Below are 20,754 nucleotides of genomic sequence, written 5' to 3'. Positions count from 1 at the left end.
TCAGAATCTCAACAATCATCAACAAATTTCTAATTCTTCCATGGCCTTATATTGTTATTTTACTACATGGCTTATTTTACCGCCGCTATCGCCATGAACAATGATTGCATGATTCATTGGCAAGAAATTGGCGAGGAAAAATCTGCTCACTGGCATTCTGAGAAAGGATTGCCACCACCCAAACGAGTGCAAGTCATCGATGACCGCATGCCAGCCGATACCGCTTACCGACTGGCATGCGAAGGAACCGCATTGCTGTGGCGTGGGGATTTTCAGAATGCACGCCAACTTCTGCAAGCAATGGCACGGCGTATGGACAAAAAAAAGCCGGAGAAGAAGCCAAAACAACCAAGTATTTCACCCACCGACGCTTTTCACCGGCATCGCCTGTCGCAATCGCAACGCGCCCGTGTCTTGGAAAAACTGTTGATTCCTTTTAACGCCGATCACAGCATTCCCTTGCGCCGCGCACCCGACGCGCTTACTGCTTGTTTGGAAACCTACGGACCCTGCACTGAGCCCTACATCGCCTCATTGCGTGAACTGCAAGGATTAATCGGCGCACACGAATGGCGCAAAAAAGGGATTGAGATCCCAGCATTGAGTATCAGGATTCATCCGCATTACGGGGTTTTTGCACCGATTCGTAACGAGTATGTACAATTGATTGTGCAAGCGTCGCCGCCCGAATTACTGGCAACCCAATCCACAGCATTCGACATTGGCACCGGAACCGGCGTTTTAGCTGCGGCTCTGGCATTGCGTGGCGTTCGACACATCATCGCAACGGATCAAGATCCGCGTGCATTAAGTTGCGCACGCGACAATTTGACGCGACTGAATGTGCTAAGCCAGGTTGAATTAATGCAGACCGATCTTTTTCCATCAGGTCAAGCTGCACTGATCGTATGCAATCCGCCTTGGATTCCTGCGCGCCCCAGCTCACCCTTGGAACATGCAATATTTGACCCGGAAAGTCGCATGCTGCACGGTTTTCTGCACAGGCTCAGCGCGCATTTGCTACCCGGCGGCGAAGGTTGGTTGATCCTGTCCGACTTTGCTGAGCATTTGGGATTGCGCACACGCGAGGAATTGCTTACTACCATTGATGCGGCTGGCTTAAGGGTATTGGATCGGACGGAAATGAAGCCCTGCCATCCCCGAGTTTCGGATGCCAGCGACCCACTGCACAAAGCTCGCGCTGCGGAGCTTACTTCGCTATGGCGCCTAGCCGCCCAGTGATCAGAAATAGTGCGACAGCAGTTCCTTACAATTCAGTGTATTTCTTAGCGCTGCCCCTGGCTTTTTCCACCGGATACTTCAGTGCATTTTGCTCAATCTTCTGCAGTACGATTTGCTTCACATCCAAATCGTATTTTTCCGCCAACAGCAAAGCAAACGCAACAACATCCGCAAGCTCCTCTCTCACCTTATCGATATCCGCCTGTTCAGAGGGTTTCCATAAAAAGGCCTCGAGTAACTCTCCGGCTTCAATATTTAATGCTAGCGCAAGGTCTTTAGCATTATGAAATTGCGCCCAATCCCGTTCATCACGGAATTTTAGCAGTGCTTGGGTAATTTCTTTAATGTCACTCACATGCAGAAAGTCCTATTAGTAATAATAAACCGCCATTAACCACTCAACTGGCAACTCAGCCCATTTGGATAATTCTGGCTACCGAAGGAACACCCGAAGCATTCCAAACAAATAGCAAATAATGACCCGGAGGGGCTAAATTGGGTGATGCAGGCGACTGCACCGTTACTATGTTCCCCACCTGTGGAACCGGCAAATCAAAAAAACGGATTTCTTGGTCAAATGCATGCGTCACTGCACCAGCACGTACCAATGTTACCCTTGTAATGCTTTCGCTCGCTTCGACTGAAAACTCCTGATTCCAGCTAATCTGTGTTGTGGGCGCATCAATGATTTCCGGGCGCAACGCAAACTCACCACTTTCATCCGTCTTGAATAAGTAAGGCGGGTAATATATTTCACCGTTGAGCTGCGTTAATGGCCCTTGTGCACCGCCACCGCCTGTAATTACCGTTCCATCTGGAAGCAGGAGAGAAGTCGAGTGATACAAACGCGCCGTAGCCGCGCTTGCAGTCGTTTTCCATGTATTGGTACCTGGATCCCATAATTCCGATTCCAGCGCCGCACCCGCCAACTCGTTACCCGTCGATGAACCGCCATTGACCCAAACCTGTCCATTTGCCAGTACGATTGCGGTACCATACTGGCGGTCTTTTGCTAACAATCCTGCGGCAGAAACAATAGGCTTAACAGCATGGTCGAGATCAACAACGATAGCCTTACGATCCTTACGGATCGTAAGGATCTTTCCAGGCGCAAACATCACACTCGACAAACTCGCCTGGCTTGGCTGAATCTTATTGCTGTACTTGGTAAGCACACCATCACCGGATGTATTCAGGTTATACATGTTTCCATTGTGCGCAAGGATAAACAGATCCCCTTGAGGGTTTACCCAGGCCCTTGGGTAGAACCAAGAAGAAGCACCCAGCGCCCCATAAGCATAATCGCTGGCTGCTGAAGTGAGCGTACGCCAGCTACCATCAGCCGCGCGCACTTCAGGTATAGGCGAAAAAGTCGCCACAGTTGCGGGAACCGTTTTTGTGCCTTTAAAGAATCTATCGTTGCGCCCACCCAGCACAGCATGCTCACCATTTGGAAGTGTAACCGCCGTTGCATACCAACGTTTAAATCCCATACTCTGGGTCTGGCGTATCAGCGCATCAGTGGCTGGATCAAAAATGTTTACATCACTGTTTGCATAGTTTCGCCTGTTATTTACCAGCGCATCACCGCCGAGGATGAGCGCCTGACCACTTGCAGGAATATGCGCCTGCCCCGCACAAAAAATATCAGTTTCAGTCGTATTGGGCAATACTTCAAATGCATCGACTCCCGTTCCCGTGGATGGATCCCAAATCGCATAGTACATTTTGCCGCCTTGCGCACCGCTCGTATTCGTGCCGTAAGCAAACACCCTTCTATCCGACATGAGCATCATGGCAATAGGAATAATCGGCCAATCATGTAATGGGCCAAACTCGCCCTTTATATGCGCCTCAGGTCCAGCCGCCACAGCAAAGGATGCTCCTCTGAAACCCAGCACCAGCAATACCAGACTGAAAAAGAACAGAACTATAAGATGCCTTCCTCGCTGCGCAAAAGGCAAATGCCTAACTGTAATCATCAGATATCCTCAATATCAATCATCATTCATTCAGTACAAACTAATAAACAATCGCAGTCCGCTTCCAACACTTGATCTGAAAACTGCAAACGCAGTACATAGTGCATAAATTGCGGCCCGTATGATAGGGAAGATTGTCACAGATTAGGTAGGAGAATTGTCCTGTTCAATTTGTGACAATGTCTATACATTGGAAAGCGTTTGTAGCGGTATTTATAATCAGAACATTCAGAAAACAGAATCTTCATAATCTGTTGAAACATGTTTTCGAGATAATCGATACAAAACAAAAAATACTAAACTCTGTAAAATGATTGAACAAATACCATTCAACGAGAGGTGCCCCATGCAAAAACAAATCGTAGTATTCATTATTTTTATGCTGGCATCCTTGCCGGGCTATGCTCAGCAACCGGATTTTAATCCAGAGCAAATGCAGCAATTAATGCAGCAAGCGCAACAAATGCAAGACTGCATGTCCCGAATTGACCAACAGGCCATGGAAGCATTAGGAAAAAAATCGCAGGCAATGGAAACGGAAATTAAAGCTTTGTGTCAGGCCAATAAACGTAGTGAAGCACAAAACACCGCCATTCAATTCGGACTTTCCATGTCTCAGGATGAAAATATAAAAATGGCCAAAGAATGCGGCAAAATGGCAATGGGCATGATGCCGAATATGGATTACCCCACCAGCGAGAAAGACCTTAAAGGTCGCCATATTTGTGATTCTTATTGATTACGAACGGGGCAAGATGAAAACTGTCCCTTCTTACACGCTTTTTACTCCGCCATTGACACTTGCTTGATGCCTTTTCTTGTTTCAAGCTCAGCATTGGACTTCAGTAAATGCCGTGCATTAGCTGGAGAACGCAGCAAATAAATTGTCTCTTCCATTGCTTGATAATCTTCCAAGGAAATCATTACTACGGGCGCTTCCCGCTTTCGGGTGATAATGACTGGCGCATGGTCGTTGCATACCCGCTTCATCATTTTCGCTAAATTAACACGGGCTGTTGTATAACTGATTGCATCCATAGAAATCTCATTTAAAAATACAGATAGTCCAAGTCCAGCATGCAAAATTCAATGCGTCAACTCAGATACTAGTCTCATCTCTCCATGTTTCAAAAGAGTCTATATCCAAAAAATTTTTCAATAGCCTAATGTATTTCCCGTTATCCTCGCACAATTTTTTGACTTCGACTTTTAGACGACTCAGATCCGATTCATAAAGCTTCAACCGGTTACTCTTTAAAGCAAAAGCAAACTCCAATGCTGCCTCCCCTTGCTGGCGGGAATTCATTCTAAATATTCCAGAAAGTATGTCGGTCATGCGTCGACTAACATCTTCACGAGATGAATAATCAAGCTCAGATGGATGTGCTGCACGTAATAGTGCAGCTTGTATTACACCGTCGTTGTAACGGGCAAAATTCTCCGGATCAAGTACGACTTGCTGGAAAGTATCAGATGCCAAGCGATCATCGTCATCTTTGAATTTGTTGGATTCTCTAGCATGCTGAAGTATCAAAGCTGCGGTCAGTAATACAGCTACAGAATGATCTGTTTTCAACTCATACTTATCTTTCCAAAATGCGAAATCTTTGCGCAACTTTAAATTTTCCTCATTTTCCAAAGTAGCAGGCAAGAAAGCATTCTGACTTAAACCCTGCCTTTGCCGCAATTTATCAACCCGATTCCCAAAATAAGGAAAACCACTCCACTTGCCAAATAAATCTATTTCAGCCTTATAGGTATCTCCGACAGTACGACCTATTGCAAGGCTTTCCATTATGGAAACATTGATCAATGATTTATTTGCTGAAAATCTGAGATTTTTCTTGAGTTGTTCACAATCATTAATCGACTCTGTCAGTTGAAAGCCAACCATGTAATGACGAGCACCATCATGAAGATCACGCAGATCTCTGCTTATTGATAGTAATCTCGTTCCACGGCCAATTACTGCAGCTACTATGAGTAGAGCTTTATCCTTATCTAAAGATAGATTATTATTTTCCAACTCACAGGCACTAATAACCCTTAAAGCTTCTTTTTCCTCTCTAATCTCTTTAATACGAATTGCACATTTTTCAGCCAATTTTTTAGAAGTCTTATCATCCTGATGCACGATAGCTTGGACAGAAAGAGGAACACATTGCATCATCTGTTTTTCAAAGAAATTTTGAAAATCATCGCCTTCAAGTAATTGCTCACCTTCAACAAAAATGGAACGTATTTTGCTTCCTACATCCCCTGCCTTCATAAGTGAAAACAATTTCAACTTAGAATATATTGGCCCAATCTCAAACCATCTTCTTTGTTTATGAGCGGATACATTTAACAATACCGACTTAAGCGGTACATCCTCGTGAGTAAAACTTTCTCCAACTATACGCAAATCACATAATCCTGATTTATCCTCATTGCTATTTATAGAATTAACTTCATCGAATGCATAAATAGCTTGTTTACTATCTACAGCATTATTAAAAGTAATCAGTGTTATCACCTCCGAGGGCAAACAGCGCGTGCGCTTTTGCCAGTCTCTTTGCATATTCATAGAAGATGATGCTGAGATAATGCAAAAGGAAGTACCTGTTTGAGGGATTGCTATATTTTTAATTCCTCGATATGAATGAAAGCTTTCAACCCTAGGTCGAGGTTTCTCATAAAGCTCGTGATAAAGTTCGCGTAAGACATAAGCTAAGCTAGCAATTCCCATGGTATCAATGAAGATAACATTTATAGATTGACGGATTACTTTCTCACGTTCGGCAATCTTGCTCAAAATCGCGTAGGCGAGAAAATGAACACGTTCAGACTCATAAAGAGCTTGTTCAACACGTAAAAAATACTTTGAACGATTTTCTGATGGTTTAACGAAGGTAAAACCAGCAGGGGCGGGTGCTAAAACATTTGGGATATCAAATAATTTCCGTAATCCTTCATGAAAAATCTTTTCTTGATGCTTTGTTTCAATCAAAGGTAAAGAGTTACGCTGATTCTTTATATACTTTGGTTTTTCCAGGTTTCCTGACTTGTCTATCTTACAAATTGATACACATACTTTTGAACTCGCACGTTCAAGCTCCTGTTTTACGCCTTCATCCGTTATAAATACCTCAGAAAATTGTTCAAACTCACTGGGAATACAAACAAAGACAATAGCATCCGGATAAAGTACTCGTCGCAATCCTTGTTTCAAACAATCTGCTAAATCTGCGGAGCTGATAATACCCGGAGACTTAAATAAGAATTGATAGTCCAAAACAGAATCGTCATTCTCCTCATCTCGAATATCTACTGGAAAATAGCCTCGCATATTACTTCTTACTGGATAATGGAATGAGGATGGAAAACGATGTACCAACTAATTTTGGTAATTCCTTTCTGTCTTTATGCAAGTGACTTGGTGCAAATACTTGTTTTGAATTACCTGAAAAGCTTTGAAATAAACAAAGTCGGCCAGTTCTTAATCGAAGTAAAGCTTTTAGCTTAACCAAGCTTTTTATTACAGTATCAAGTCCAATTCCTGTGCCGCTAATATTTTTAGTCGTTTTTCCAAGCTCAAATGCTTCTCTAACTAATTTTTCTTCTGAATCAATTGAAATATTCTCAACATTCTCGTTTGAGTTGACATGTGCTAACCATCTCTTAGCTATACCAGGGCCACTGTCAATAACAGTTACTTCAAGAAAATCAATTATTCTAGTAGCTGTGTAATCTAATAGTGCCTTTTGATAGAAAAAATGATGGGGTGCATCACTTAGTGCTTTTATTGAACCTGTATCATTCGGGTTAAATGTAATATATTTTGCAATAATGCTTCTTACATTTGGATATTCCCAATAATATTCTTTACCATATTCATCTATAGTTGCATGATCATTGGTATTTTCAAATAGCTCACGAATAAGCAAGGCAATTGTTTGGATATGTGTTTCTGGCAAGCGCCGAAGAGCAGATGGATCACAACAATTTATAAGTTGTTGTGCTAGTCGCTCAAAATCTCCAATTCCACGCAACCCTTCCAAACAGGAGCGTTCGTATAGTGGTAATAAAAATTCATTTTTTGCGCCTGCAAAACAAGCAAGAATTGCACCGCGTCCATTCATCGTTTCTCGCAATTTGCTTGCTTGCATAGCCTCAATATATGGAATTGCTTGAGCTAGAACTTCAGATTTTCTTAAATTGTTACCCTTAGAATCAACTAAATTCGGGGCCAGATAGCATGCAGTTAATCCATGCGGTTGATGTAATAGTTTTACATATGATGAAGCTCCAAAAATCTGATTATATGGCAATAATTTATTTTCTCTATTGCTACGCGACCAAGTAGCAATAAATTGAATTATTGCAGCAGTAATTCCAAAACTTCCCCCTTGTTTTAGGTGTCCTGGTATACGAACATCAATGGGCTTTTCACTTTGTAGCTTTAAGTACAAATCTTCAATCTCTATTAGAGTAAGATTTGAGTTGAGTGAAATCATTATTGTCTTATCAGATTGAATTAAAATTTTCTGTAAATGCTCGAATGGAGATACAGAAATAAAATAGATTGCTAGTTGTCAAGACTTACCCCAGAACACACCACGTTTTATTTTTCCCAATCTCTTCATGCATCCACTCAGGATTAAAATCTGCGCCATTCGGCCAAGTGAGTGCGCCGAGTTCTATGCGAACCTGATTGAATAATTTTTTATCTTGCAGTGCAGCAAATATACCCGCCAGTTCGCTGGAAATTAGTCGCGACATATCGACAATACCGGTTGTGCCATCGTTACAGGTAACAGAGAGACAATAATTAGGCAGCACAGTAACGGTACGTACACGCCATGGTGCCGATACCGTTATTCCAGCGGCGCAATTTTCTTGGGTAATTGTTTCTGTTGACATAGGTTCCAATCCTCCATTAATTCAGCTCGATGCTGTACTGCCCATTCCAATACCAGAGCAAGTGCACGTTTCGGTAGACTACCTTTAATGATTTCCATTGTTCGAATGTCAATCAATGCTTCATATTCCGCATATAGTGCATGAAAATGCGGTGGGCCATGTTCCCGCCAAAACATTTGGATCACTATCCCAAAGAATTGGCTAATTGTTGGCATATTGCTTTCCGTTCTTTTTTATCATTCTTTCTAAGAATAGAAACAGGCCCGAATATTACCGACTAATCGGCTTATACCGTATCCGCTTCGGTTTCGCACCTTCTTCGCCCAAACGGCTTCTCTTATCGGCTTCATATTCCTGATAGTTGCCGTTGAAGAAAGTCCACTGCGATTCGCCTTCGGCGGCAAGGATGTGCGTGGCGATACGGTCGAGAAACCAGCGATCATGTGATATAACCAGCACGCAGCCAGCGAACTCGAGCAGCGCGTCTTCCAGTGCGCGCAGTGTTTCCACATCGAGATCGTTGGAAGGTTCATCGAGTAACAACACGTTACCACCCGCGATCAAGGTTTGCGCCAGATGCAGGCGACCGCGTTCACCGCCGGAAAGCTGGCCGATGATTTTTTGTTGATCGCCGCCCTTGAAGTTAAACCGCCCCAGGTAGGCGCGCGCCGGTGTTGTGTATTTGCCCACCACTAGCAGATCGTTGCCACCGGAAATCGCGTCGAATACGGTTTTGTCGTTTTCCAGCGAGTCGCGTGCCTGATCGACATGCGCAATCTGGACCGTGTGACCGATTTTCACTGCGCCGGAATCCGGTTGTTCCTTGCCGGTAATCAGCTTGAACAAAGTCGATTTACCCGCGCCGTTCGGGCCGATAATGCCGACGATCGCACCTGGCGGTACTTTGAAGCTCAGATTGTCGATCAGCAAACGGTCACCGTAGGCTTTCGATACGCCGTCAAACTCAATGACTTCATTGCCCAGGCGTTCGCCCACGGGAATGAAAATTTCCTGGGTTTCGTTGCGCTTTTGATAATCCTGCGAATTGAGTTCTTCAAAGCGGGCAATACGCGCTTTCGATTTGGCCTGACGGCCTTTCGGATTTTGCCGCACCCATTCCAGCTCCTGTTTCATCGCCTTCATGTGCGCATCAATCTGCTTGTTTTCCTGTTCCAGACGGGCTTCTTTTTGCTCCAGCCAACTGGAATAATTACCTTTCCACGGAATGCCGTGACCACGGTCGAGCTCCAATATCCATTCAGCGGCGTTATCAAGAAAGTAACGGTCATGCGTCACCGCCACTACCGTGCCGGGAAAGCGCACCAAAAATTGCTCCAGCCATTCGACCGATTCCGCATCCAGGTGATTGGTCGGCTCGTCCAGCAACAGCATATCCGGTTTTTCCAACAGCAGTTTGCACAGCGCCACGCGGCGTTTTTCTCCACCGGACAAGTTTTTAACCGCCGCATCCCACGGTGGCAAACGCAACGCATCGGCGGCTATTTCCATCTGATTCGCCGTGTCGCTACCGGTTGTGGCAATAATGGCCTCCAGGCGCGCCTGTTCTTCCGCCAGTGCATCAAAATCGGCGCCTTCTTCAGCGTAAGCTGCGTACACTTCGTCCAGTTTCTTCTGCGCCTGCATCACTTCGCCCATCGCTTCTTCCACCTCCTGGCGCACGGTATGTTCAGGATTCAGCTCCGGTTCCTGCGGCAGATAGCCTATGCGGATATCCGACAGGCGCTGCACCTCACCGTCAAACTCCTTGTCCGCACCGGCCATAATACGCAGCACGGTTGACTTTCCGGAGCCGTTCAGTCCGAGTAAACCGATCTTTGCGCCAGGGAAAAAACTAAGTGAAATATCTTTGATGATCTGACGTTTGGGTGGAACCATTTTGCTCACGCGGAGCATCGACATTACATATTGGGCCATAGGTTAAATAATCTTATTTGATGAAAGAAAAGGTTATGAATACTTGAAACAATCATGAAAGAGTGTAACGCACGCGCCTCAGCATTGAAAGTGGGGACACGGGATTACCGTTAATCGCCAATGCGGCGGATCGACACAAATTTATAGTTTTCATCAAAAACCAATTCAAACGTGCCATATACGCCATGATCCTTCACCACAGAGCGCAAAACATTGGCCGGAAAATGAATAATGCGGCCATCGGTGGTTCTCGCCGCCACCGTATCCACCTCACCCTCGTAGTAACACAAAAGCTGATAAGTGGGAATTTTGAGCACAACGTGCAACCGCTGATACATAGACTCCCTCACCAATGCCAAGAAATCATCGTCAAAAGCTCTCGCCATCATCCAGATAGCGCCATTGCCCATCGGGCAAATTGCCAAGCTTGATTTTACCGATGCGTACGCGCTTCAAACCGGTCACGTTTAAATTGACCAACTCGCACATGCGGCGTATCTGGCGTTTTTTACCTTCATTCAAAATAAACCGCAGTTGATCCTGATTTTGCCAGCTCACTTGTGCCGGTTTCAATGCTTGGCCATCCAGGCGCAAGCCGTGATTCAGCAACGCCAGCTTGGCCGGAGGCAAAGCACCTTCAACCCGCACCAGATATTCTTTATCAATGCGAGAATTCTCGCCGATCAATTGTTTCGCAATACGGCCATCTTGTGTTAGCACCAGCAAGCCCTGCGAATCAATATCGAGTCGCCCAGCCGGTGCCAGATTTCTCAAATGCACTGGTTGAAAACGTTTGGTCAATTGATCCTTACGAAACTGGTTTTCCGGTTTGATCAGCACAACAGCGGGTTGATAACCCAACTCCGGCTGCGCGGACACATAACCGATGGGCTTGTTCAGCAAGATTGTAACCAGACTGGTCTGCTGCGCTTGCGCGGCTTTGTTGAGTTTAATTTTCTGCGTGGGATAAATTTTGGTGCCCAGCTCGGAAATCTGTTCCCCATCGACAAACACCCAGCCCAGCTCAATATAGCGATCCGCTTCGCGGCGCGAGCATAGTCCTTGTTCGGACATCAGTTTTGATAAGCGGATTTTCTCCATGTAGCGTTATAATGTTGGCAGTAAAAAGAATGAATGGAAGATTGGCGTTGCCCTATTATAAAGGTAATCAAACGATCATTTTTAATAACCTGATCAGGAGCATTTTATGGAAACTACCGCAGCCATACTGGAAAAAGCGCATCAACGCGCCGAAGAAATGGAGCTTCCCTACAAAGGCGCATTACTCCCGATGGAGGCTTATCGAATTTTGCAAGCATCCGCGCATGCGCAATTGGTCGATGTGCGCACCCATGCCGAACTCGATTGGGTCGGACGCATCCCTAATGCAATAGAAATTGAATTGCGTGCGTACCCCAGCATGCAACCCAACGCAGATTTTCTTGGGCGACTCGCGAGTAAAGTCAATAAAACATCACCCGTGCTATTCATATGCCGTAGTGGCTCGCGCTCGAATCAAGCTGCTATCATGGCCAGCCAGAGTGGCTTTGCCGATTGCTATAACGTCCTCGAAGGTTTTGAAGGTGATAGGGATGAAAACGGCCAACGCGGGAAATTTTCAGGCTGGAAAGCAGCCGGGTTGCCGTGGGTACAGAGTTAGAAAGGGATTAAGACCTTCTTCAGACCGACTACTCGGGAGCAAACTTCCGAGCAGTCTTCCTGATTACTGATTAGGTAAATTACCAACTTACATCTCTGACCAACCGATCACACCCGTATACGCCGTAACCAAAATGACGATGCCAAACACAATGCGATACCACGCAAAAACGGTGAAATCATGATTACTGATAAAGCGTATTAGCCCGCGAATCGCCACTAATGCACTGAAGAATGCTCCCATGAAACCGACCGCAAACATGCTCACGTCATCCAGTTCCAGTATTGCGCGGTTTTTGTATACATCATAAAAAGTAGCGGCAAACATGATGGGGATGGCGAGGAAAAAGGAAAACTCGGCGGCGGCTTTGCGCGACAAACCGAAAAGCAGTCCACCAATGATGGTCGCCCCCGAGCGCGATGTCCCCGGAATCAGGGCCAGACATTGCGCCATGCCAACTTTCAGCGCATGCTTCCAATCCATGTCATCGACTTGTTCGACATCAATCACATGATCCCTGCGCTCTGCCCATAAAATTACGATACCACCGATGACCAGTGCCGTAGCCACCGATACGGGATTAAACAAATATTGCTTGATCACATCAATAAACAGCAGGCCCAGGATAGCTGCGGGCATGAATGCAATGAGCAGGTTTAACACAAACCGATTTGATGATGCGTTTGAGCCGATTCCCAACACGATTTCTGCTATTTTCTTGCGGTATTCCCAGCACACGGCCAGGATAGCGCCCAGTTGTATTGCAATGGTAAAGACTTTGCTTTTTTCATCATTAAAGTCCAGTAAATCGCCAAACAGAATCAAGTGGCCGGTGGAAGAAATCGGCAGAAATTCGGTCAGTCCTTCTACCACGCCAAGGATCAGCGCTTTAAGTAATAAAATGAAATCCATTGGCGTGTTTATCTAGTTAATCAATCTGACGGCAGCACTTTAATTACAGTTTAGTGTAAATCTCCGCGCCTTTTTCCTTGAATTCGGCTGATTTTTGTTCCATCCCCAGCTTTAACGCTTGTTCTTCGGCAACGCCCTGTCTTGCGGCATATTCGCGAACATCCTGGGTAATCTTCATAGAACAAAAATGCGGGCCGCACATCGAGCAGAAATGCGCTATTTTCGCGCCATCCTGCGGCAAGGTCTCATCGTGAAATTGCTGCGCTTTATCGGGATCGAGGCTAAGATTGAACTGATCTTCCCAGCGGAATTCAAAGCGCGCCTTGGATAGTGCGTTATCTCGAATTTGCGCACCAGGATGCCCTTTCGCCAGATCGGCGGCATGTGCGGCAATTTTATAAGTGATAATGCCATCCTTGACATCGTCCTTGTCCGGCAGACCCAAATGTTCCTTCGGGGTCACATAGCACAACATCGCCGTGCCATACCAACCGATCATCGCCGCGCCAATCGCGGAAGTGATATGGTCATATCCAGGAGCAATATCGGTCGTCAGCGGGCCGAGCGTATAAAAAGGCGCTTCGTCGCAATGCTTCAACTGCAGCTCCATATTTTCCTTGATCAAATGCATCGGTACATGGCCTGGGCCTTCGATCATGGTCTGCACATCATGCTTCCAAGCAATCTTGGTTAATTCCCCCAATGTTCTCAATTCAGCGAACTGCGCTTCGTCGTTGGCGTCATAGATCGAACCCGGACGAAGCCCATCACCCAGCGAGAAGCTGACATCATACGCTTTCATAATCTCGCAAATTTCTTCAAAATGCGTGTACAAGAAACTCTCTTCATGATGCGCCAGACACCATTTTGCCATGATCGAGCCGCCGCGCGATACGATACCCGTCATACGCTTTGCAGTCATCGGCACATACGCCAAACGCACACCGGCATGGATAGTGAAGTAATCAACGCCCTGCTCAGCCTGCTCAATTAACGTGTCACGGAAAATTGCCCAAGTCAGCTCTTCAGCTTTGCCGTCGACTTTTTCCAACGCCTGATAGATTGGCACCGTGCCGATGGGCACCGGACTATTACGAATGATCCATTCGCGTGTTTCGTGAATATTCTTGCCGGTGGAAAGATCCATCACCGTGTCACCGCCCCAGCGGATCGCCCAAGTCATTTTTTCCACTTCTTCCTGAATGCTTGAACCCAATGCGGAATTGCCGATATTGGCGTTGATTTTCACCAGAAAATTACGTCCGATGATCATCGGCTCGGATTCAGGGTGATTAATATTCGCCGGAATAATGGCGCGCCCGCGCGCCACTTCATCGCGCACAAATTCCGCTGTGATCATTTTCGGTAAAGATGCGCCAAAATCCTGCCCTGCATGTTGATGCGTCAGCAATTCATGCTGTTGTGCATTAAGTGCTTCTACACGTTGATTTTCGCGAAGGGCGATATATTCCATTTCCGGTGTAATGATGCCGCAGCGCGCATAATGCATTTGCGTGACATTTAAGCCTGTCTTGGCACGGCGTGGCTGCCGCTGCAAATTAAACCGCATATCCGCCAGTTTGGGATCCTGCAATCGCGCCTGGCTATACGCGGAGTTATGACTGGCAAGAATTTCGGTGTCATCGCGCTCGACAATCCACTTTTCCCGCAACGCGGGCAATCCAGAGCGGATATCGATTTTTATCGCAGAATCGGTATATGGGCCGGATGTATCATAAACCCAGATCGGTGGATTTTTTTCTCCACCTGCGCTGGTGGTCGTGTCGCTCTGGCGGATTTCCCGCATCGGCACCTGAATATCGGGTCGCGAGCCTTGCACATAGATTTTGCGTGAATTCGGTAACGGTTTGACAGCTGCTTGATCGACTTGGGCTGTTGCGCTAGAAAAACTTTTTTGGTTCAAAACTGTAATACTCATAATAATTGCTCCTTAGAAATGCCATAAAGAGCGGGAGGATAAATCCCAGCTTCCCTACGGCGGCATTATCCGCGTCAGGTGTTAAGGGACTCTCTCACCAATTGAGTGCCTTTAAAAATCCAAACTTCGCTACAATATGTCGTTACTTGCAAAAAATGTTTCCTCACATATCAGCTATATGCGACGCTAACATTTTTTACGCAGGCCTAGCAGACTGTTGAAAAACTAACTGCATTGCCGTTGCGGCGTTAAAAAACAGGCACAAAATGCTCATTTATTATGCATAAACTGCGCTTTCTCGCCTGTTTTTGCCTTGCATCGACTGCTTTGAAAACATTTTTCAACAGTCTGCCAGTCTTATTTAAAATTTTGGATTTTTAAAGGCACTCAAATCTTTCAGATAACTTAATTCTGAAAACGGACCCCTAGCTGATGCTGTGAAGCTAATGGAAATGTGAAATAATTGCAAGTCTAATATCAATTTAAGAATATGGGATAGAAATGGATCTTGAACAAACCCGATTTAATATGGTTGCACAGCAAATTCGTACTTGGTATGTATTGGATGATGCTGTACTGGATTTGTTATACAAAATAAAACGCGAAGAATTCGTGCCGGCGGAAAACCTTGCGATGGTTTTTGTCGATATGGAAATTCCGTTGGGTTTTGGGCAAGTCATGCTGACGCCAAAAATGGAAGCACGTATTCTGCAAGAGCTACACATCCAGAAAACAGACAAAATTCTCGAAGTCGGCAGCGGCAGCGGCTACATGACGGCGCTTCTGGCTGCCAGAGGTGCACATATCTATAGCGTCGAGATCATTCCCGAACTGAAAGCAATGGCTGAAAACAACCTTAAAACACATGCAATTACCAACGTCACGCTTGAACTAGGCGATGCAGCGCGTGGCTGGTCTAAGCATGAGCCGTATGATGTGATCGTGTTAACCGCATCCACACCGGTGTTACCGGATGCCTTTAAAAACAGCCTGAATCCGGGTGGACGGCTATTTGCGATTGTCGGCGAAGACCCGGTCATGGAAGCCTTATTGATTACTTGTGTGAAGCCCGGTGAATTCACCACGACCACATTGTTTGAAACCAGCACGGTTCCGTTTATCAATGCGCAACAACCATCAAGGTTTACCTTTTGAGTATCAACGCAATTACGCCAGCTATCAAACACAACGATCGACCCATTGCTGAATTTTCATCAACTCCGGGCTTATATCGGAAAAACGCATGAAATTCTTGCTATTGACTTTCACTATCTTGATCGGCGCTCTATCGCTTTCCACGCTGCAGGCCGCAGATTTGATGAGTATTTATCAAGAAGCTTTGACGCAGGACTCGCAATATAGATCCGCTCGAGCAGCCTATCAGGCTACGCAGGAAAAATTGGTGCAAGGCAGAGCTGGTTTTTTACCCACCATTACGCTAACAGGATCGCGCACTGTTCAGGAAGTGGACGCAGGAAGCTTAATTAGTTCTACAACCAATAGCAACATCAACCCTGCACCCGTCACCATTCAAAGCCGTGGTGTAACTATTGCAGCAACGCAACCGCTGTTCCGGATGGAAAATATTGTAATTTATCAGCAGTCAAAAACTGAAGTCAGCAGAGCGGATGCTCAATTCATCGTAGCAGGACAAGATTTGATTTTGCGTGTCGCCCAAGCGTATTTTGACGTACTAGATGCGCAAATCGACGTTGAAGTCGCCGAAGCACAGAAAACGGCCATTCTGAAACAACTCGAGCAAGCCAAGCGTAATTTCGAAGTCGGCGTATCCACCATCGTGGATACTAACGAAGCGCAAGCACGCTATGACCTTACCGCGTCACAGGAAATTGCTGCGCGTAATGCACTGGAAATCCGCAAACGTACGTTACAGGGGATCATTGACCGTTTTCCTGAAAACCTGATGAGCGCAAAGGAAATTGCATCGAACCTGGACAAATTAACCTACATCGGCATGGATGAATGGGTTCATGCCGCCGAAGAAAAAAATTTCGCATTAAAAATCCAGCAAGCCGCCTATGAAATAGCCAGTCAGGAAGTAAAGCGAATCTGGTCGCAGCATTACCCCACCGTCGATCTCGTTGCGCAGTACAGTGATCAAACGGGTGTCGGTGGCGCAATTACCGGTCGTGGTATCGATCTGATTTCCAAGTCCATTGGCGTTCAGCTTAACGTACCTCTGTTTCAGGGATTTTCAGTACAATCCCGTGTCCGTGAAGCACTGGCGAACCAAAACCGGGCATTACATGATTTGGAAACCGTCCGGCGCAATACCGCCTTACAAACACGCCAGCAATTTCTAAATGTTACCAACGGCATTGCACAAGTTAAAGCACTCAAGCAAGCTTTGATCTCCAGTCAAAGCCAACTGGACTCAACCGTGCTGGGACAAGAAGTCGGCGTCAGAACCGAAGTCGATGTGCTAAATGCACAACAACAATTTTATTCTGCTAAACGTGACCTTGCCAGGGCCTATCATAGTTATCTAATGTCTAGATTACGTCTGAGCGCAGAAGCCGGTGAACTGGATGAGGATACACTAATACAGATTAACGCGATGCTCATCAAGTGATTCGCAATCCTACAAAAGTGCTTAGCTGATTCCTGCTAAGTTTTATTTTTCTTATAAAACCCTGATAGCAAGTTACTGCGCGTTTCTTGAATATGATCCGCGATTACTACAGCGCTTGATCTGATTTCACTTCCTCTTTCTTTATAGTGATGGGAGTTTGGCTTCGGACTAGATCGGAAGGTAAATCACGCACGTGCAGATCAAGCTGAGGGAAGGCAATCTCAATATTGTGTTCAGCAAATAACGCCGTGATGCGTGAGTTGAGTGCATCCTGAACTTCAAGCCTGTGACTTATGGTGTTAACAAATACCCGCAGCTCAAAATCAAGCGAGCTTGCGCCAAAAGCAAGAAACCAACATGTGGGCTCCGGCTCCGCCAGTACGCGTTCATCTTCTTTGGCGGCTTGCAACAGCAATCCACGTACTTTTTTAGCATCAGCTCCGTAAGCAACGCCTACCTGGATGACAACACGGGTAGTCGCATCGGTCAAAGTCCAGTTGATAAGTTGACCGGTGATAAAGGTTTTATTGGGAATCACGACTTCTTTATTATCGAAATCAAGTACAGTGGTTGCACGAGTACGAATACGAGTAACCCTACCGGTAAACCCATCGACCGTGATCACATCACCAACCCGAAATGGCCGTTCAAACAGCAAAATGATACCGGATACAAAATTGGCAAAAATTTCCTGTAGGCCGAAACCAAGTCCAACCGTCAAGGCTGCAGCCATCCATTGCAGTTGTGACCAGCGCATGCCCAGATAACTTAATCCCACTAGGGTGCCACCGATTACAATAGCGTAACGCAACACGCTGGTAATGGCGTAACGTGAAGCAGCATCGATACGGATATGCGATAACAAACTAATTTCAATCAATCCCGGCAGGTTTCTAGCACCCACCGTGGTCATGATAAGAATAAAAATACCTAATAACACCGCTATCAACGTGACTGATTGCTGGATTGTGGCACCATCGGCACCCACATCACTGACATGCCACAGCGCAATCTCATCCAGGCGAGTAATTGCTGGCAGTATGCCCGCCCACACCCAGACCAGGCCCACTATGAGTAAAGTTAATCGAATCGCTCGTAACAGGCGACGCGTCTGGGTATTGACCTGTTCCAAAGTAACATTTTCTTCCGGCTCGGGTATCGTCGCCTCACCAGATTCTTCGGCAGCTTGAGCTGCCGCTAGGCGGCGTTCATCCAATCGATGCAGTGCCAGGCGTCGCTCACCGAGCAAAAACCAGCGCGCAAGAAGCCCCACTCCAATTGCAACTACCACAATCACACTAAAACTAGCCAGCATTGACTGCAATATCATACCCGCCGTATAGACATAACCCGTCAGCGCTAAAATTGCAACGGTCAATAGTGACATTGGAAGCAGCACGCGCAATAGCTTGCGTAAAGTGGATGGTTCGCCGGTCCCGCCGCGAATGACCCAAAGTCGACCCACATCCAATAGACGCCAAAGCGCCCAGGCTAGCACTACGCAACTTAGCACAATTGCCATGCGTGCTTGAACATCAATCGCCAAGTCAAGTTGGCGAATAAAAGCCAATGAGCCGATGAAATATAACGGTAACGCCACAACAGCAATTCCCGGAATCGACTGGCGCAACGCGGCACGGCGTTGCTTAGTCCAGCGAAAATGTGCATGGCCAAGACCTTGCTCCATACTGGTCCAATAAAGCAACTGCACGATCAACAACGGCAGTGCCATTAACATACAGGCCTGACCCACGGAATGGCTAAAACGCTCCGGATTACCAATGCCTTGTAGCAATTGACCCCATACAATTAACATCACGGGCCCAGGCAAAATAGCCAACAGGGTCCATCCCAATGTTTTAAGCGTAGCAGTGTAGCTATCTTGGCGTATGCGACTGGTATCAACTGCCAGAGCTTCGACCCGCGCTGGCGCACGACGCCTTAATTCCAATAAAATCAATAGCAGCAGCAGACTACCTATCCAGGGAAGCGGCTGTTGATCAAAGTTACGCATGCTTAATTCCATCGTAGTGATGAAACGCGATGGTTTGATCAAATCATACAATCCTTCTGGTAATCGTTGCAGCCAATCACTATTGATAACACCATGACTGGGAATCCATAACAAATGGCGATCCAGCATTTGCTGCAGCTGCAAGACATTTTGGATTTGCTCCTGCAGCGCTTGCTCACTCTTTTCCAGCGCCGAAATACGCCGTTGCAGCAAAGGCTCCAACAGTGCCAACAGTTCGGCACGTTTACGCAACAAGGGAAACAATAAATTCTGAGCGACTACATCAACATACGCATCATCATCCGCTCCCGGGCGCGCCTCCACCAACGCACTTGCGACAGCATCAATATCCAGTAAGCGCCTCTGCTGTTCGCTTAACATTACTCGCTCTAGCCGTAAATCAGCTAGATCATTTCGAATCATTTTCAAGTGTAATTCAAGGCGAGTTGGAGACTCCAGCTGACGCCGCTCACTCCACAACCAGCGACCAACACGTTCACTGGACCCACCAACATCAAGCCGGGTACGGCTATCACGTAAAGCTACAGCGATGTGTTCGCGAGCTTGTTCGATACTGGCCAAAGTAACACGATCGCGTGCTAATTGTTCGTTTTGTTGGATAAGCTCCTCACCCACTGTGCGATTTGCCGTAGCGGCTTCTGCCGCTACGGCGTTGCCATTTGCCAGCTCTTGTTCACGCTGAATCAATTGCTCAATTAGTGATTCCAATTCATACCGGCCACGACTGGCAATACGTTTCTGAAGGTGCTTTACACGCTCTTCATGTAAATCCAACCGATAGCGCAGTTCACGTAGCGACAACTCATGTAAACGTTGGCGTTGCGTAGCCGTATCCTGCTCGGCAAAGCGCAAGTCCAACGTTGTTTGCAACCGATGTTGTTCGCTGAGGCGATGCAAGCGCCGCGCTTCAAACAATACGACGGGTTCATCTTTTTGAGCAACAATCGGCGCTGATAATTCTTCGATGCGCCGGCGTAATGTAGCGATTTCATCAGCGGCTTGAGCCGGACGTGATAAGATCAGAGCCAGATCAGTACCAGCGGCACCAATCTGCGCACGCAGATCGGTGATGATAGTACGCTCTTGTTCCAAAATCTGTTCTAGTGTTTCTCCATCAGCATCTGCCGGGATACGTTTGGACCATTCGAGCAACTCCTGCTCATGATTGGTGGCCAATGCTTTATTCAAACGCTCCACTCGCGCCGGCTGATCTACAGTCTCAGCACGCATTGCAGCCAGGCGCTCTTTCAATACCTCGGCTTCCTGCTCGTCAGCCCGTGCTGCATCAAGATGATTAATTGCTGCTTGTCGTTGAGTTTCTTCCATCTTGCTACGCTCGACAGCCGTATGCGCGGCGTCAATAACTTTAATAGCCGATGAAAGTGTTTTTGAATAAACACTGTCGGAAAACAAAATACACAAGAAAATGAAAAAGAACAGTTTTAAACTGAGTAAGGATTTCAATAGCATAAATGTAATCGGTTGTGATAGGAGAGTAACAATCTACTGGAAAAACAAATTAAGTTGAACATGGAAGCATGCTTTGCAGTAAAT

18 protein-coding genes are annotated in these 20,754 nt (G+C 46.3%); 5 read left to right on the top strand and 13 right to left on the bottom strand.

Features of this window, described 5'->3' with window-relative positions:
- The first annotated feature begins 93 nt into the window (after positions 1-93).
- Entirely contained in the window at positions 94-1,242 is a 1,149-nt protein-coding gene (locus tag Q0C11_RS08970; protein ID WP_293007219.1) for a class I SAM-dependent methyltransferase, read from the top strand.
- Between the two features lie 25 nt (positions 1,243-1,267).
- Here the strand turns inward: Q0C11_RS08970 and Q0C11_RS08965 are convergent, their stop codons facing one another.
- Positions 1,268-1,597: a nucleotide pyrophosphohydrolase gene (locus Q0C11_RS08965; RefSeq protein WP_293007212.1), complete on the bottom strand. Its 330-nt coding sequence runs from the start codon at positions 1,595-1,597 to the stop codon at positions 1,268-1,270.
- Positions 1,598-1,652: 55 nt separating this feature from the next.
- The gene (locus Q0C11_RS08960; protein ID WP_293007211.1) at positions 1,653-3,224 is read right to left on the bottom strand and encodes a galactose oxidase-like domain-containing protein; all 1,572 of its coding nucleotides are present in this window, start codon (positions 3,222-3,224) and stop codon (positions 1,653-1,655) included.
- 346 nt (positions 3,225-3,570) lie between these two features.
- Here Q0C11_RS08960 and Q0C11_RS08955 point away from each other — a divergent pair, with 346 nt between their 5' ends.
- Positions 3,571-3,963, top strand: a complete 393-nt coding sequence (locus tag Q0C11_RS08955; RefSeq protein ID WP_293007210.1) for a hypothetical protein — start codon at positions 3,571-3,573, stop codon at positions 3,961-3,963.
- 44 nt (positions 3,964-4,007) lie between these two features.
- On the opposite strand, the gene Q0C11_RS08950 is transcribed toward Q0C11_RS08955, so the two are convergent.
- From Q0C11_RS08950 to Q0C11_RS08915, 8 genes are all read right to left on the bottom strand, one after another.
- Positions 4,008-4,262 (bottom strand): type II toxin-antitoxin system Phd/YefM family antitoxin, encoded by a 255-nt coding sequence (locus Q0C11_RS08950; protein WP_293007209.1) that lies wholly within the window; start codon positions 4,260-4,262, stop codon positions 4,008-4,010.
- 61 nt (positions 4,263-4,323) lie between these two features.
- Positions 4,324-6,552 carry a hypothetical protein gene (locus tag Q0C11_RS08945; RefSeq protein ID WP_293007208.1) on the bottom strand — a complete coding sequence of 743 codons (2,229 nt, stop codon included), beginning with the start codon at positions 6,550-6,552 and terminating at the stop codon, positions 4,324-4,326.
- 1 nt (position 6,553) lies between these two features.
- Complete coding sequence (locus Q0C11_RS08940) at positions 6,554-7,720, bottom strand: ATP-binding protein (RefSeq protein ID WP_293007207.1); 1,167 nt, start codon at positions 7,718-7,720, stop codon at positions 6,554-6,556.
- 85 nt (positions 7,721-7,805) lie between these two features.
- Positions 7,806-8,126, bottom strand: a complete 321-nt coding sequence (locus tag Q0C11_RS08935; RefSeq protein ID WP_293007206.1) for a DUF2442 domain-containing protein — start codon at positions 8,124-8,126, stop codon at positions 7,806-7,808.
- Positions 8,081-8,341 (bottom strand): DUF4160 domain-containing protein, encoded by a 261-nt coding sequence (locus Q0C11_RS08930; RefSeq protein WP_293007205.1) that lies wholly within the window; start codon positions 8,339-8,341, stop codon positions 8,081-8,083. The genes Q0C11_RS08935 and Q0C11_RS08930 overlap by 46 nt, the downstream gene beginning before the upstream one ends.
- 55 nt (positions 8,342-8,396) lie before the next feature.
- The gene (ettA, locus tag Q0C11_RS08925; protein WP_293007204.1) at positions 8,397-10,061 is read right to left on the bottom strand and encodes an energy-dependent translational throttle protein EttA; all 1,665 of its coding nucleotides are present in this window, start codon (positions 10,059-10,061) and stop codon (positions 8,397-8,399) included.
- Between the two features lie 110 nt (positions 10,062-10,171).
- Positions 10,172-10,450 carry a DUF2835 domain-containing protein gene (locus Q0C11_RS08920; protein ID WP_293007203.1) on the bottom strand — a complete coding sequence of 93 codons (279 nt, stop codon included), beginning with the start codon at positions 10,448-10,450 and terminating at the stop codon, positions 10,172-10,174.
- Positions 10,431-11,162 (bottom strand): pseudouridine synthase, encoded by a 732-nt coding sequence (locus tag Q0C11_RS08915; RefSeq protein WP_293007202.1) that lies wholly within the window; start codon positions 11,160-11,162, stop codon positions 10,431-10,433. Before Q0C11_RS08915 ends, Q0C11_RS08920 begins: the two co-directional genes overlap by 20 nt.
- A gap of 106 nt (positions 11,163-11,268) precedes the next feature.
- On the opposite strand from Q0C11_RS08915, the gene Q0C11_RS08910 reads away from it, so the two are divergent.
- Positions 11,269-11,721 carry a rhodanese-like domain-containing protein gene (locus tag Q0C11_RS08910; RefSeq protein WP_293007201.1) on the top strand — a complete coding sequence of 151 codons (453 nt, stop codon included), beginning with the start codon at positions 11,269-11,271 and terminating at the stop codon, positions 11,719-11,721.
- A gap of 87 nt (positions 11,722-11,808) precedes the next feature.
- On the opposite strand, the gene Q0C11_RS08905 is transcribed toward Q0C11_RS08910, so the two are convergent.
- The gene (locus tag Q0C11_RS08905) at positions 11,809-12,633 is read right to left on the bottom strand and encodes an undecaprenyl-diphosphate phosphatase (protein ID WP_293007200.1); all 825 of its coding nucleotides are present in this window, start codon (positions 12,631-12,633) and stop codon (positions 11,809-11,811) included.
- Between the two features lie 43 nt (positions 12,634-12,676).
- The gene (thiC, locus tag Q0C11_RS08900) at positions 12,677-14,572 is read right to left on the bottom strand and encodes a phosphomethylpyrimidine synthase ThiC (RefSeq protein ID WP_293007199.1); all 1,896 of its coding nucleotides are present in this window, start codon (positions 14,570-14,572) and stop codon (positions 12,677-12,679) included.
- A gap of 501 nt (positions 14,573-15,073) precedes the next feature.
- Here thiC and Q0C11_RS08895 point away from each other — a divergent pair.
- Together Q0C11_RS08895 and Q0C11_RS08890 are read left to right on the top strand one after the other, a co-directional pair.
- Positions 15,074-15,727, top strand: coding sequence for a protein-L-isoaspartate O-methyltransferase (locus Q0C11_RS08895; protein ID WP_293007198.1), 654 nt, complete (start codon positions 15,074-15,076; stop codon positions 15,725-15,727).
- Between the two features lie 88 nt (positions 15,728-15,815).
- Complete coding sequence (locus Q0C11_RS08890; RefSeq protein ID WP_293007197.1) at positions 15,816-17,165, top strand: TolC family outer membrane protein; 1,350 nt, start codon at positions 15,816-15,818, stop codon at positions 17,163-17,165.
- 106 nt (positions 17,166-17,271) lie between these two features.
- Here the strand turns inward: Q0C11_RS08890 and Q0C11_RS08885 are convergent, their stop codons facing one another.
- Entirely contained in the window at positions 17,272-20,670 is a 3,399-nt protein-coding gene (locus Q0C11_RS08885; RefSeq protein WP_293007196.1) for a mechanosensitive ion channel domain-containing protein, read from the bottom strand.
- Between the last annotated feature and the right edge of the window lie 84 nt (positions 20,671-20,754).

Source organism: Nitrosomonas sp., from assembly GCF_022842015.1.
Classification (GTDB): Bacteria; Pseudomonadota; Gammaproteobacteria; order Burkholderiales; family Nitrosomonadaceae; genus Nitrosomonas.
Note: the sequence above shows the minus strand (reverse complement) of the source record. Positions and strands in the feature narration are given on the sequence as shown.